The 14473-nt window shown below is 39.1% G+C and carries 12 protein-coding genes; 4 read left to right on the plus strand and 8 right to left on the minus strand.

All coding sequences use genetic code 11. From position 1 onward, the window contains the following. Positions 1 to 298 precede the first annotated feature (298 nt). On the plus strand, positions 299 to 751 hold the full coding sequence (locus J3L16_RS02090) for an RNA-binding protein (protein WP_207611231.1): 453 nt from the start codon (positions 299 to 301) through the stop codon (positions 749 to 751). Positions 752 to 772: 21 nt separating this feature from the next. Here the strand turns inward: J3L16_RS02090 and J3L16_RS02095 are convergent, their stop codons facing one another. After that, positions 773 to 1945, minus strand: a complete 1173-nt coding sequence (locus tag J3L16_RS02095) for a DUF5610 domain-containing protein (RefSeq protein WP_207611232.1) — start codon at positions 1943 to 1945, stop codon at positions 773 to 775. Positions 1946 to 2069: 124 nt separating this feature from the next. Here J3L16_RS02095 and trmA point away from each other — a divergent pair, with 124 nt between their 5' ends. After that, positions 2070 to 3164 carry a tRNA (uridine(54)-C5)-methyltransferase TrmA gene (trmA, locus tag J3L16_RS02100; protein ID WP_207611233.1) on the plus strand — a complete coding sequence of 365 codons (1095 nt, stop codon included), beginning with the start codon at positions 2070 to 2072 and terminating at the stop codon, positions 3162 to 3164. A 4-nt stretch (positions 3165 to 3168) separates the two neighbouring features. Here the strand turns inward: trmA and fabR are convergent, their stop codons facing one another. Further along, a complete protein-coding gene (gene fabR, locus J3L16_RS02105; protein WP_207611234.1) occupies positions 3169 to 3765 on the minus strand; it encodes an HTH-type transcriptional repressor FabR in 597 nt (198 codons plus the stop codon). Between the two features lie 105 nt (positions 3766 to 3870). On the opposite strand from fabR, the gene J3L16_RS02110 reads away from it, so the two are divergent. Next, positions 3871 to 5001 (plus strand): fatty acid desaturase, encoded by a 1131-nt coding sequence (locus J3L16_RS02110; RefSeq protein ID WP_207611235.1) that lies wholly within the window; start codon positions 3871 to 3873, stop codon positions 4999 to 5001. Positions 5002 to 5035: 34 nt separating this feature from the next. Here J3L16_RS02110 and J3L16_RS02115 read toward each other — a convergent pair whose 3' ends face one another. Beyond that, positions 5036 to 7261: an EAL domain-containing protein gene (locus J3L16_RS02115; RefSeq protein WP_207611236.1), complete on the minus strand. Its 2226-nt coding sequence runs from the start codon at positions 7259 to 7261 to the stop codon at positions 5036 to 5038. Between the two features lie 141 nt (positions 7262 to 7402). Here J3L16_RS02115 and J3L16_RS02120 point away from each other — a divergent pair, with 141 nt between their 5' ends. Beyond that, on the plus strand, positions 7403 to 8311 hold the full coding sequence (locus J3L16_RS02120; RefSeq protein WP_207611237.1) for a TIGR03899 family protein: 909 nt from the start codon (positions 7403 to 7405) through the stop codon (positions 8309 to 8311). Here the strand turns inward: J3L16_RS02120 and J3L16_RS02125 are convergent. The 5 genes from J3L16_RS02125 to J3L16_RS02145 all read right to left on the minus strand — a co-directional run bounded on the left by J3L16_RS02125 (position 8308) and on the right by J3L16_RS02145 (position 14453). Then, positions 8308 to 9063, minus strand: coding sequence for a phosphoadenylyl-sulfate reductase (locus J3L16_RS02125; RefSeq protein WP_207611238.1), 756 nt, complete (start codon positions 9061 to 9063; stop codon positions 8308 to 8310). The two genes, J3L16_RS02120 and J3L16_RS02125, sit on opposite strands and share 4 nt — an antisense overlap. Beyond that, on the minus strand, positions 9047 to 10765 hold the full coding sequence (gene cysI, locus J3L16_RS02130) for an assimilatory sulfite reductase (NADPH) hemoprotein subunit (RefSeq protein ID WP_207611239.1): 1719 nt from the start codon (positions 10763 to 10765) through the stop codon (positions 9047 to 9049). Before cysI ends, J3L16_RS02125 begins: the two co-directional genes overlap by 17 nt. Continuing rightward, entirely contained in the window at positions 10765 to 12588 is a 1824-nt protein-coding gene (locus J3L16_RS02135; protein WP_207611240.1) for an assimilatory sulfite reductase (NADPH) flavoprotein subunit, read from the minus strand. Before J3L16_RS02135 ends, cysI begins: the two co-directional genes overlap by 1 nt. Positions 12589 to 12701: 113 nt before the next feature. Then, on the minus strand, positions 12702 to 13466 hold the full coding sequence (locus J3L16_RS02140) for a TIGR04219 family outer membrane beta-barrel protein (protein ID WP_207611241.1): 765 nt from the start codon (positions 13464 to 13466) through the stop codon (positions 12702 to 12704). A gap of 3 nt (positions 13467 to 13469) precedes the next feature. After that, positions 13470 to 14453 (minus strand): DUF2333 family protein, encoded by a 984-nt coding sequence (locus J3L16_RS02145; protein WP_207611242.1) that lies wholly within the window; start codon positions 14451 to 14453, stop codon positions 13470 to 13472. Positions 14454 to 14473 lie beyond the last annotated feature (20 nt).

Genomic DNA, 14473 nt, shown 5'->3' on the forward strand with positions numbered 1-14473 from the left:
CTTACTTGCTTGACTGATCCCTAAACCCAACTCGTTGAGTCATTTACCTGTCGAAGCGGAGGCGCATTCTACAGAATATATGGGAGGCGTCAACCTTATTATTTAATAAATATTAAAATAGCGTAATCTTATTAATACAACTGGCAGATAACACCAATTTGCAACTACAATTCATAGTGAGTTGGAAGTTTGTAGACTAATACCGTAATATTTGTAATAGAATATTGTTCATATTGTTACAAATGCGTAAACTACATTTGCTGCTATTCATCAATAACAAACATAATAGGTAAAAAAAATGAATACTCGAGTTATATTAGCTGTAATCCTAAGCACCGTTTTTGCAATTGGTGCTGGATTACTTTTTCCAGAAGTAGTACCCGCCAAATCTTCCAGTATTGGCATATACGTTTTATTAGCTTGTCTAATTGTTACCTTTACATCGTTAACTGTAAATAAGTCGTTACCATCAGAACAAAGTAATGATTCAGATACTGAAACAACTACATTATATGTAGGTAACCTTCCTTATAAGGCGAATGAAGAGGCTGTTAGACAGTTTTTTGATACTCATGTTTCGGTCCACTCCGTTCGCTTAATGAAAGATAAAAGGACAGGAAAGCGTAAAGGATATGGTTTTATAGAAGTTGTTACGAATAACGTTGATGGTGCAATAGATAAATTGAACGATATCGTATTTCAAGAAAGAACATTAAAAGTTCGCCCAGCTAAAGATAAAGTAGAAGGCTAATCACATTTCGTTGAGGTGGCCTTAATTAAGGCCACCTATAATTCGATTATTAAATTGATTGAATTCATTGATAGCCGAAATCAGATCAGGCGTTCTCACTTCTTCCCCTAATGTATTAACTATTCCATTAACTATATTTGAATAGTCATCTCCTGTTTCCAATAACTGGCGAGATTGATCAATAGATTGTAATAAATCAGCAATGTATTGCCTTACTGGCCGCTGCTCAGATGAATCCGCTAAGTTGTCTTCATTGTAGTTTTGAACATTTTCATAGGCTTGTACTGAGGATACTGATTGTCCGCGAGTTAATTGCACCGAAAACGTAGAGAGCTCTTGCTGATCAAACCCAAGCTCTAATGCTTGTTCAAATGCGTTAACAATATCGCCGTTAAAGAATTCATCAGCTACGTTCGCTATTTGTCCAACCAAATCATTTATCGCAAATAGCTCGTCTTCTTCTAAACTGCCGCTAACTGAAATTTCTATTCCTAATCTTTCAAAGTTACTTACCGTCTGGCGAATATCTGTTTGATCGGAATCTAGGTTACTTATACTTTCCGATGAAGAAGTAGCACTGCGAGCTTGAGCAAAATTGATAGTAACGTTATCTCCGTCTCTAGTACGTATAGAAACATCGGCACTGGAAAAAGAACTAACACTTTCTTCGACTACATCGATGGGAGAAAATACCGTTTCTCTCAATTGGTCTATTTTGTCACCAAGAGAGCGCTCAACATTGTCAATTCCAGCAGATAGCTCATCATCTAAAACACCAGATAGGTCGTTGCGAGCTGCTGATATACCACGGCTAATGCCTGAAGACGCCTGTTCAAACAAACTATTCAACTCTTCATCATCTGTGCCTGAGCGAGCAGCATTTTGAATAACCCGGCTCACAAAACCAAATACGTTATCGACAACTTCTTCGAAATCAAACAAAGAATCACTTTCTTGCTCTTCAGACACAGAAGAGCGCTGCGGCCGTTGTTCATCGATTTCCAAGTTACGTTCAAAAGATTGTGACAATGCAGTAAACGCCACTGTGTACTTAGAACTTAATGTGCTTTCTATATTCGCATTAAATTCACGTGCTTGGCGTAAACCTGATTCTTGAAGTTGTTTGTCTATGGCTTGGTCTGGCGATACTGCTGCTTGGCTACCAAGAAAAGACTTAATGTCGCCGATACTCATAAAATACTCCTCATTACCCTCAACTATATATCGACCTTCTCACTGTAATGTTTAATTTTTTTAGTTTGCAGACTGTTCTACAAACATTAAAATACCCGCCGAAATAAATATTAAGAAGCGTTTTATGGCAAATGAAGTTGGTATGTCGCCTTATACAGAACAATTGACGGAAAAAGCGGAAACGCTCAGTCATCTATTAAGTCAATTTTCTGCACCGCAGCTTTCAGTGCATGAATCTGCACCAGAGCATTACAGAATGCGTGCAGAATTTAGAGTTTGGCATGAAGGTGATGATCTCTATCACATAATGTTTGATAAACAGACTAAATCGCAATATCGCGTAGATCAGTTCCCTCCCGCTTGTGTTCAAATAAATAAAGCCATGGATGTGTTAATCCGTTATTTAAGAACAAATTGGGTACTGCGTAAAAAACTATTCCAGATTGATTACCTATCAGGTCTAAGCGGTGAGCTTGTGGTTAGTTTGTTGTACCACAGAAAATTAGATGAAGAATGGGAAAGAGAAATTCGCATTTTAAAGGAAAGCTTAGAATCAACACTTCCAATCAATTTTATCGGCCGTGCAAAAAAACAAAAAATAGTCATTGAACAAGACTACATCACCGAGAAACTTGAGATTAGCAATACGCCATATTTATTCAAACATATTGAAAATAGCTTCACTCAGCCTAACGCCAATGTAAATATTAAAATGATTGAGTGGGCAAAAAGCATAGCTGCTACTTGTAGTGGTGATTTGCTAGAACTCTATTGTGGTGCAGGAAACTTCAGTATTCCCTTGTCTGAAGATTTCCATCGTGTGATAGGAACCGAAATTGCAAAGCCTTCAGTAGACGCAGCGCAATACAATATTGAAATGAATAAGGTGACAAACCTGGATATCGTCCGTTTGTCAGCAGAAGAGTTTGTGCAAGCATTAAAAGGACAGCGCACGTTTAGACGTCTCGCTCATGTTGACTTGTCTGAATTTAAATTTGAAACCGTTTTAGTCGACCCTCCTAGAGCAGGGCTAGATGAACAAACACTTAGCTATATCCAAGATTTCGACAATATTTTTTATATTTCATGCAACCCAGACACGCTTATTGAGAATTTAAAAACCTTATGCGTTACCCATGATATAAAACATGCAGCACTGTTTGATCAATTTCCCTTTACTCACCATATGGAGTCTGGTGTATTTTTAACGAGAAAATGAAACTCTAAATTCTCGCTGCACTAGCCCCTAATAAAACGAATCTAAGTTGATTTTTAACGCGTAACCCTATTTGTTTACGCGTCTCTTTATCTGCTTCTAAAGCTTCAGCACCCGCACTAAACACTAGTTTAACCATGGCTTCAGCTTGCAAGTACGCTAAATGTCGCGAAACCTTTTGTTTCTCGATGGTATAGTCAGTCAACTCATCAATAAAATGTTGAATTTCCCGTGATACCGCTAAACGGTATGCTGGTGACGTTCCTGTATGCTCTCGAAGCAACACTCTAAATACATTCTTGTTGGCAGAAATAAATTCCATAAAAGTATCTACTGAAATACTGACTACACCTCCACCAGTAGCAATACGGCGCCTGGCTTGACGCATAAGCTGGCGCAGTGCAAGGCCGGCTTCGTCAACTAATGTTAACCCAAGCTCGTCGATATCTTTGAAATGACGATAAAAAGAAGTAGGCGCGATACCAGCTTCACGTGCAACTTCTCTTAAGCTTATTGCCGATAAACTTTTATTTTCATCTAGTAACACAAAAGCCGCGCTGATGATTTTTTGTCGTGTTTTTTGTTTCTGTTCTTGTCTACTCATTACAGTTAACTTATCACAATAGTGTCAATTTCAACCCTAATTAGTTGCACAAAACGTAACTAACAGTTAAATTAGCGCACACTTGTAAGCTGAAATAAATAAATTATGCCAAAACCCCCTTTATTGAAACTCAATGTAGCCATTTTTACTATAACTGGTTTCATATCTTTATTTTTCGTGCCTTATTGGGCCATGACTGCGGGTTTTGACTCCATAGAAATCCTAACAGCTATTTTCCTGTTTTTCTTTACTGGAATGTCGATTACTGGTGGTTATCACCGACTGTGGTCACATAAAACCTACGATGCGCATCCTATTGTAAAAGTCGTTTACGCCATTGGCGGTGCGATGGCACTCCAAAATAGTATTTTGCATTGGAGCTCAGATCATAGAATACATCACAGGTACGTGGATGATGTAGATAAAGACCCTTACTCAGCTAAAAAAGGCCTATGGTTTTCCCATATTGGTTGGATGCTACGGGAATATCATACAAATAAGCACACTAATTACGAAAACTGTAAAGACTTACAAAAAGATAAAGTTGTCATGTGGCAGCACAACCATTATATCGCAATAGTACTTGTTGCAAATTTTGGTATTACTGCACTACTCGGTTGGTTAAATGGCAACGTGCTAAGTATGGTTTTATTGGCTGGTGTATTTAGACTTGTCGCTGTTCATCATGTCACATTTTTCATCAACTCCTTAGCTCATTATTGGGGTAAACGACCCTACACAGAAAGTAATACTGCTAGAGATAATGGCATATTGGCGTTTTTTACTTTTGGCGAGGGATACCATAATTACCATCATATTTTCGAATATGACTACAGGAATGGCATTCGTTGGTGGCAATACGATCCAACAAAATGGATGATTCGCGGACTCTCTTTTATAAATTTAACTTTTAATTTGCGTAAATGCCCTGAAGAACGCATTGAAAAAGCTAAAGCAGCGTTGCAGCTCAAAAAAGCACAAGCGAGAGTTTTACAACTTCCTAATTCAGAATTGATAAAAAGTAAACTCCAAGCAGAATATGAACAACTCTGCGTACAGCTTGTGGAGTATTATTCGACAAAGCGAAAAATACTTACTCAGCGACATAGTGAACTGAAGATCTCTGTCGAGAAATTAGAACTAGATGAAAAATTGAAAGAATTGAAAAAAGCGCTGCTTGTTCAAAAACAACACTGGCAGGAGCTACTTGTTCAATCTCACGCGACTGCAACCTAATAAACGCACGCCGGTGCTGCACCGGCTTGCAACTTTATTTTTGTTCTTTTAGCAGCGCCATTACGTCATTAAAAGGCATTGGCTTCGCAAATAAGTAACCTTGCGCTTCATCACAGCCTAATTTAATCATAGTATTTGCTTGTTCTCTGGTTTCTACACCTTCAGCAATGGTACTCAGACCTAGCTTATTTCCTAATGAAACTATGGTTTCAGCAATAAATGCCGCATTTCCACTTTTGATTTCACCAACGAAAGAACGATCGACTTTTAATCGATCTAAAGGAAATTTCTGTAAATAGCTCATTGATGAAAACCCCGTACCAAAATCATCTACAGCAATTGCTATTCCATGACTCTTCAGCTTCCTTAACGCATCAACGACAAGTTGAGGTTCATCCATTACCACTGATTCTGTTATTTCAAGTTCCAGTTGCTCTGGTTTACAATTGTATCGAGCTAAAGTCGAGAGCACTTTTTCTACGAACAGCTTGTCTCTAAATTGAGGGATAGATACGTTCACCGCTACTCGCAAATCACCGAAACCGGCTTCAGACAGTTCTAACAACCTACGACAAGATTCTTCTAATACCCACTGGCCAATTTCAACAATAAGGCCTGAGTATTCAGCCAAGGGAACGAAAACCACCGGAGGAATATAACTGCCCTCACCATCAGGCCAGCGCAGTAAGCCTTCCATCCCTATAATTTTTTCAGTGGACAAATCTACTTGTGGCTGGAACCATAGCTGCAACCTACGTTCTGCAAATTCATCTCTAAGCCGGCGTATCAAATTAATACGATACGAAGTTTCTTGTTCAACTTCAGGAACGAAAATAGCATAACTATCACTTAAGCTTTCCTTCGCAATATTCAAAGCAATATTGGCTCGTTTTAAAAGCGTAGTGCCTTCTTGTTTATCATTTTTGTATTCACATAAACCAATTTTCACATTGATTGGAAGCGTATAGTCTCCCGCTACAAAAGCATGCTGAAAAACACGATCAATCTCTACCTGATTAACTTTCTCTGCAAGGCCTACAAGACCGTAAATATCAGCGCTGATCCTAGCAACGATGACAGACTCATCAAACGTTTCTCTCAACTTTTCCGCTACTGCTTGTAATAACTTGTTACCTGAGTCTTGCCCCAAACCATTATTAATATCGGAAAAATGGTTAATATCAACGAGTGCGATATTAAATATTTCAGAGTTGTACGCTTTGAGGCTATCTAACGAATTAATGAACTGAGTGCGATTGGGTAATTTTGTCAACCAATCCTTAAACGCCGCATTTCTCAATTCTTGAAATAAATAAACATTTTCATACCCCACAGAAATACTTGATATAAATACTTCAATTAAACTCCTATCTATATCATTGAGTTCATGAGTAGTCTTTAGATAAACCGCTGCTTCATATCCAGCTCCATTCAAATACAATGCAGTAAACGAATTTTCATATACATGGCTTTTTATCTTCAAACACCGTGTTATTGAATCTGAAATGCGTTTATCAACTATACGCTGAATTGGTTCATTAATATAAGCTGCGTAATCACCAGCAGCTCCTAATATGTAGATCTCATCATCTGACCGATCTAAAATTCGTCCAGCCTGCGCGCACACAAGACCTTCAGCTTCCAAACCAATTAAAGACGTAATTTGTGTGATAGCCCCTTCACAAAACCCTTTCACTGAATGTTCTTCTAATACATTTGCAGAAGATTCAATGATCTTCTTTAATCCAACACGACTTTGATTGATGGTGATGATTTGACGATAGGAACGCAGACATGAAATAACTGACGTCATCAATTTAGCACGTGTCAGCTCGGTTTTCGTTTTATAGTCGTTGATGTCGTAATTTTTAATGACATCTTCTTCTGGAGCAAAACCAGGTTGCCCAGTTCGAAGTATAATTCTGGGTTCGTGTAAATGGAGAGTGTCGCGAAGATATTGAATAACATGGAAACCAGAATCATCTGTTTCCATCACAACATCTAAAAGAATAATAGCGAGCTCATTACCTAATTCATCAATGATGCTTTTAGCTTCACTTTCCGAATAAGCATGCAAAAATTCAAGCTGTCTGTTATTAAACACCATATCAGAAAGCGCTAAACGTGTTACTGCGTGAATTTCTTCATCATCATCAACTATAAGAAGCTTCCAAGGCTTATCTAGCCCAGGGGCATCACTCGAGTAGTGAGTATCCTCTAAAAATACTAACCTATCGTTCTCATAGTCATCTGCAGCCATTAGCCAAACTCTTTCATTATGAACTGAGTTATCGTATCGTAGTAAGATTAAAAAACCAATTAATTAGCATTGTTTTAACGTTAATAGCGTTAAACTCTAATACTTACTTAAAATTATTTACTCTATTAGTATGATCTATTGATGAAAATTGAACCTAATAGCACTGTTAATTTCACAGTTAAAACAACTGCGAAATCAGTCGAGCCCAAACAAAAATCAAATGAGCCTTCTCGTGGGCCTCGTACTGCAACTAAATCTTCGGATAAAATTGCTCAAAAAATTAATCGATGGTTTGCGCCTATTGGTTTATCTTCGAATGCTGAATATGTTGACTACAATGCAAAATCTGTAGCTGCACGACGCCACCAAGATATACGAAAAGTTAAACGTATTGAAAACCTAAATACCATAATGTCACTAGCAACCAATGTAGCAGTCGCAGATGTATCAGAAGAAAATATTGACCCAGATTGGTTTTATGCATTTATTGATCTTGCGGAGAACATTTACACACCTGAGATGCAGGAAGTTTGGGGAAAAATACTTGCCGTTGAAGTTAGTCGACCAGGTAGTTTCTCTCTTAGAAGTTTAGAAACATTAAGAAAACTAACTCAACGGGATGCTTTATTATTTGCCAAAGCGTGTAAACTAGCGAGTAGAAAATCTGGTGATACTGTACCTCAAATAATTTCTCACTATCACCAACGTAAAACACTATCTACGTTGTTTTTTAATACAAAATCAAAGCCTATCAATTTAGGTCATTTTGGCCTTTCGTACCCATCGCTTCTTACACTTATTGACTTGGGGTTGATTATGCCATCTGAAATAGAAAGTGCAGAATTGCCATTAGATCAATCTATTCAGTTTAAATGTGGAGAATCGAAGTTAGATATTGAAGCGAAGAAGCACGGCGTTGTTTTAGTTTATTACAAATTCAGCACCGTGGGCTCTGAGTTATTTTTGTTGTCTCGCAGACAAGAAAATAAAGATTACGTTAACGCCCTTGTTCAAGCTTTGTCGATGGTGTTTAAAATAAAAGTAAGTTAAATACCATCGCCAAATTCATGTAGCCCGCACTCTCTTTTTAAGCCAAAAAAGCGAGTATCTTGTTCGCTCATTCCGTCTTCAAGAGAACGTGTCGTGTGCCAGTCACCAATTGATACATATCCCTTATCCCATAAAGGATGGTATGGCAGATTAAACTGCTTAAGGTACATATGCAGATCTCTATTGGTCCAGTCAATAATGGGATAAAGCTTAAATTGCTTACCGATCTTTTGCAAAACAGGTAACTTTTCGCGAGAGTCTGACTGACTACGTCGTAACCCTGCAAACCATGTTCCGGCTTTCAACTCTTTTAACGCCCGACGCATAGGTTCAACTTTATTCTCTTTATTGTAGCTTTCTATACCTGCAACACCTTGCTCCCAACGTTTTCCATCAATAGCTTCTTGCCAAGCAGGAGAGCGTTTGGAGCAATACACATGCAAATTTAAGTTTAGCGAACCGGAAAGCTGGTCAATAAATTCGTAGGTTTCTGCAAATAAATAACCTGTGTCCGTCAATACAACTGGAATAGCAGGTGCTTCAGCAGTCAACATATGCAGCATTACCGCCGACTGAGCGCCAAAACTGGAAGACACTATATGTTGGCTAGGTAAATTTTTAAGTGCCCACTTAACCCTTTCTACTGCGGAAAGGGTTTCTAAGTACTGGTTCAACTCTACGAGCACACTAGGGTCGACATTTTCGTCAACCCTAAAGTTCGCAAAATCTACGTTTTCAGCTAGCTGAGTCATAGAAATCTCGTGCAGAATCGATTACAGGTTTAACAACGCCGGTACGAATAACAAAGTCTCCGAACCCTTCGTTTTCTTCACCAGATGTAGCCCAGTTGCCAATCAACTCATCTAACAATGACATGATTTCTGCGTGGCTAATATTCTCGCGATACATTCTGGGTATGCGAGTACCCGCTTGGTTGCCACCCAGATAGAAGTTATATTTACCAGGTCCTTTACCAACTAACCCGACTTCTGCAAGCATGGCTCTACCACAACCATTGGGGCAGCCAGTTACTCGATAGATGATGCTCTTTTCTGGAATACCGTGTTTATCTAGAATGGTTTCTAGTTCATCGACAGCACTAGGTAAGTAACGTTCTGCTTCCGCCATCGCGAGAGGGCATGTAGGTAATGCTACACATGCCATAGACTCTAACCTTTGATTAGATACAGACGCGTTCATTAAACCGTGATCCACAGCAAGTTTTTCAATTGCTGCCTTTTGCTCTGCAGGTACACCAGCAACAATTAAGTTTTGGTTCGCTGTCATACGAAAATCACCTTGGTGTACTTTCGCTATCTCACGACAACCCGTTTTAAGTGGTTTATCTTTAAAATCTAAAATACGGCCATTTTCGATATAGAGTGTTAGGTGATGTTTACCATCGATACCTTCTACCCATCCAAAGCGGTCACCACGTCCAGTAAATTCGAACGCTCGGCTTTCTTCAAAAGCAATGCCTGCTCTGCGTTCAACTTCTTGTTTAAAAGTGTCAACACCGACTCTTTCTAGCGTATATTTAGTTTTCGCATTCTTACGATTAACCCTGTTACCCCAATCTCGTTGAGTTGTTACAACGGCTTCAGCAACGGCTAACGTATGAGATAGAGGAATAAAACCAAAGTTATCTGCTTTTCTTGGGTAAGTTGTTTCATCACCGTGAGTCATAGCTAAGCCACCACCCACAAGCACATTGAAACCTACCAACTCTCCGTTTTCAGAAATGGCAACAAAGTTCAAATCATTGGCATGAACATCGATGTCATTTTGCGGAGGTATAACAACCGTGGTTTTAAATTTACGCGGTAAATAGCAGTCACCTAAAATGGGTTCTTCAGTAGTTTCTACTTTCTCACCATCTAACCATATTTCAGCATACGCTTTAGTTTTAGGAAGTAAATGCTCACTTATCTTTGTAGCCCAATCCCAAGCTTGTTTATGCAATACTGATTCTACTGGATTAGAGGTACATAATACGTTTCTGTTTACGTCTCCTGCTGTGGCGATAGAATCAATACCGGCCCTATTTAGCATTTGATGCATACCTTTAATATGCGGCTTTAATACACCATGAAACTGAAACGTTTGACGTGTTGTTAAACGAATACTTCCGTAAATTGAACTTTCTTCAGCAAATTTATCAATGGCTAACCATTGGTCTGGCATAATCACACCACCTGGCAACCGTGCACGTAACATAACGTTGTGCATAGGTTCAAGTTTCTGCTTCGTTCTTTCATTTCTAATGTCACGGTCATCTTGCTGATACATGCCGTGAAAACGAATTAGTTGAAAATTATCTGCAGTAAACCCACCGGTAATATCATCAGATAAATCTTGTTCAATGGTGCCTCGCAAATGCTTACTTTGCGATTTAAGACGTTCATTGTCTGCAAGTTTCCCTTCAACAATTAGAGGGCCATTAGCTTTACTCATTAGTAAACATCCTTCTGATAACGTTTTGCTTTTCGAAGTGCTACTACATATTGTTTCGCTTCTTCATCAGATTTATTGCCGTACTTTGCAACCAGATCAATTAATGCTTGTTCTACATCTTTCGCCATATGATTAGCATCGCCACAAACATAGAAATGTGCACCTTTTTCTAGCCACTTATACACTTCTTCGCCATGTTCTGCGAGTCTGTGTTGAACGTAAATTTTCTGTTCTTGATCACGGCTAAACGCTAACGTTAATCGAGTTAATAAACCGGATTTTTTATAACCTTGCCATTCTGTTTGATACAAGAAATCTTGGGTAAAACTAGGGTTACCAAAGAACAACCAGTTTTCACCTGATGCGCCTTGTGCATCTCTGTCTTGAATAAAGGACCTAAATGGTGCGATACCAGTACCTGGACCTACCATAATAATCGGCGTTTCTGGGTTTTCAGGTAACCTGAAGTGTTGATTGGGTTCAATATAAACTTCAACCGTATCGCCTTCTTCTAGCCTACTACACAAGTAACCTGATGCACCGCCTTGGTGACGCTTATCAAACGCTGTATAATCAACATGAGCAATAGTTAAATGAACTTCATCTTCCACTTCAGCTTGACTAGACGCAATAGAATAGAGACGCGGAGTAAGAGGACGAAGAGCACTTGCTAATTGTTCAGCAGTTAACTGACCTGGGTACTCTCTTACAACATCAATAATCTGACGGTCATCTAAGTACGTTCTCAACTTAGCTTTGTCGCTAATAATATCTTGCAATGCGTCGTTTTTAATAATGTCTTGGTAAGCAGTGACAAAACCTGGGTAACTCAAAGTAAGTTCCAACTTAGCCGTTAATGCTTCGGTTAAACTTAATTCACTACCAGCAACGGTCACGCTATCATCGCCATTTGTTTTAGTTAGCTCAATAATTTCAGCAACAATTGCTGCATCATTTTTAAACCATACGCCTAAGGCATCGCCAGCTTGATATTGAATTCCACTGTCTTCAAGGCTAATTTCAATATGCTGAATGTCTTTAACACTATCACGTCCAGTAATCTTTTGAACGGTTGCTAAACTTGCGGCAAATGGCGCTTTTTTAGTATACGTTTGAACAGCATCAGCCCCGCTTACAGAAGTCGCAGCAGCGACAGGAGCACTAGACTCGGCTTTTAGCTCGTCTTGAATTTTAGAGAGTAGCTCTTCAATCCAAGTAGCAGAGGCTGTTTCATAATCGACATCACAATCAACACGCGGTAAGGCTGCTTTTGCACCTAACTTTTCTAAACGTTGATCAAAATCTTTTGCTGTTTGACAGAAGAATTCATAGCTAGTGTCACCCAAACCTAATACTGCATATTGCGTATTCGCTAATTTAGGTGCTTTTTTACTGGCCAAAAATTCATGTAACTCCATGGCATCATCAGGCGCTTCGCCTTCACCATGAGTACTGACAACAACCGCCAAGTGGGTTTCATTTTTAATTTGGCGAGCTTTATAATCCGCCATTGAAACCAATTTACACGTAATACCTTTGGCCTCCGCAGCAGAATGAAGCTGTGCAGCGACACCTTTTGCATTACCAGTTTGAGAGCCGTATAAGATGGTAAATGTTTTTTGTTCACCCGCGGCCGCCACCTGATTTGCAGGCTGAGCAGAAACACTGCCACCGGCTTGCGCTAATCCCGCAAGATACCCGCTGACCCATGTCAGTTGACTTGCATCTAAGCCGGCAACTGCTTGTGCAATTACAGAAAGCTGCTGTGGCGCTACAACACCAAGAGTATTCCCATTCTTTGGGGTTTGATTTTGATTCGACATAACTCGTTAGCCTTATTTTGATATAGTAAGGATAACGAGTGTTCGTTAGAATAGGAAAGAATTAATAAAACTTTTTTATTACTTAATGTGCTTAAAAATCTAAATGTAAGTATTTAAAAGTGAATTTCTACACCTGCATAAAGTCCACTAAAGCTTAAATCACTAGAAATATTGTCTACATCGTCTAATTCGATAGAAATATCACGGTACCCTGCTTGCAATGTAAGATCTAGCCCTAAGCTACGAATTACATCATATTTAATACCAGCTTGGAAATCTGACAAAGCGTTTCCATCAATATCAATGTAATTTCCTTCGGCGTAAACACCTACGCCAGAAAAAGGTAAATTAAATTCAACTCGAGAATACAATAAAGGAATAATACCTGAAAAAGATTCTTCACTTTGCAAACCAGAAACGTCGTCAGTAATGATTAAATCACCCGCTATACGTTTACCATTCAAGCCTAAATCAATACTGAACAAGTCATTATCGAAAATTTCGTAATACAAAATAAAATCAGTGGTAGCAATATCTACATCAGTAAACACGGAAGCATCAATGTCAAAGACTTCATTATTAAACGTAAATGCGGAACTAAGTTCTGTAGTACCACTTGTTGCAAGTTGAGTATGGTTAATTTTTACGTTGGGGATTAAAGGAGCAAAGTGCTCAAACGCAACATAAAACGAACCTTGCGTTTCATCGTCGAAGTTAAACCCTTGAATTTGCAAATCTGAAGATGTTTCATCAAAAAAGGTTCCGTCTGTTTCAGCGTACCAAACTTGGGCACCTGCGTAGACACCCAGAACCGTATCAGCATGCGTATTAATACTTGCTCCTGCAAGTGCCAGCCCTAAAAGCGTTGGAAATTTCATTTATTACCCTTGATTTAAAAGTTCAGACAACTCAATAAGCGCGGCATTTGCTCTTGATATATAATTCGCCATAACCAAGGAATGATTTGCTAGCATACCAAAACCATCACCATTAAGTATCATAGGACTCCAAACAGTCTCTTGAGTAGATTCTAGTTCTCGAATAATTTGACGCAAGCTCACTTGCGCATTTTTTTTCTCTAGCACATCTGCAAAATCAACCTCAACGGCCTTTAAAAAATGAATCAATGCCCATGTAGCACCCCGAGCTTCATAAAAATTGTCATCGATTTTCCACCAGCTAGTACGAGTATAAAAAATAGTTGGTGATGGGGTAGATTGCATTGCAGAAGGGTCACCCGCCAAATTAGTATTTTCTCTGTTAGCGCCAACGCTAGCACTTAATTTCTGAGATAAGCTTCCCATGCGTTTTTCAACTTGCTTTAACCAATCCCGCAAATTATCAGAGCGAGTATGGAACTGGCTTGAGTCAGCGCCCTTATTGGCTAATTCCAACCTGTATTGTTTTAATAATTGAATAGCATCTTCATATTCACCTTCAGCAGACGGCATTACCCACGCTTGGCTGTCGATGTTTAATTTCGGTTGCGCTTTAATTAGTAGTCCGTCTTCTACAGACTGTGATTGAGAACGGCTAAAGTCTTTGCGCATTGCCAAAGCTAGATCGCGAACCATCTCTAATGCACCAAACTCCCACGCTGGCATATTGTCTAAAAAGACGCTAGGAGGAATAACATCATTAGACAAATACCCTCCCGGTTTGTGAAGCAAGGTATCCGTCACTTCAATTAAAGCGGTTGATACGACTTGGCCAGACACTAACTCATTGGTTTCTAGCTGTTCTTTTGCAACGGCAACCACATCAAACGTATCTGGCTCTCTGCTCCAATACCACCCAAGTAACCAACCAATTACAACAATTGCAAGGGCGGCACTTCCTATCATTCGTTTAGAGATCTGTTGCATCTAGCTTTTACCTACACAAT

The organism is Alteromonas sp. 5E99-2, from assembly GCF_017368475.1.
Classification (GTDB): domain Bacteria; phylum Pseudomonadota; class Gammaproteobacteria; order Enterobacterales; family Alteromonadaceae; genus Alteromonas_F.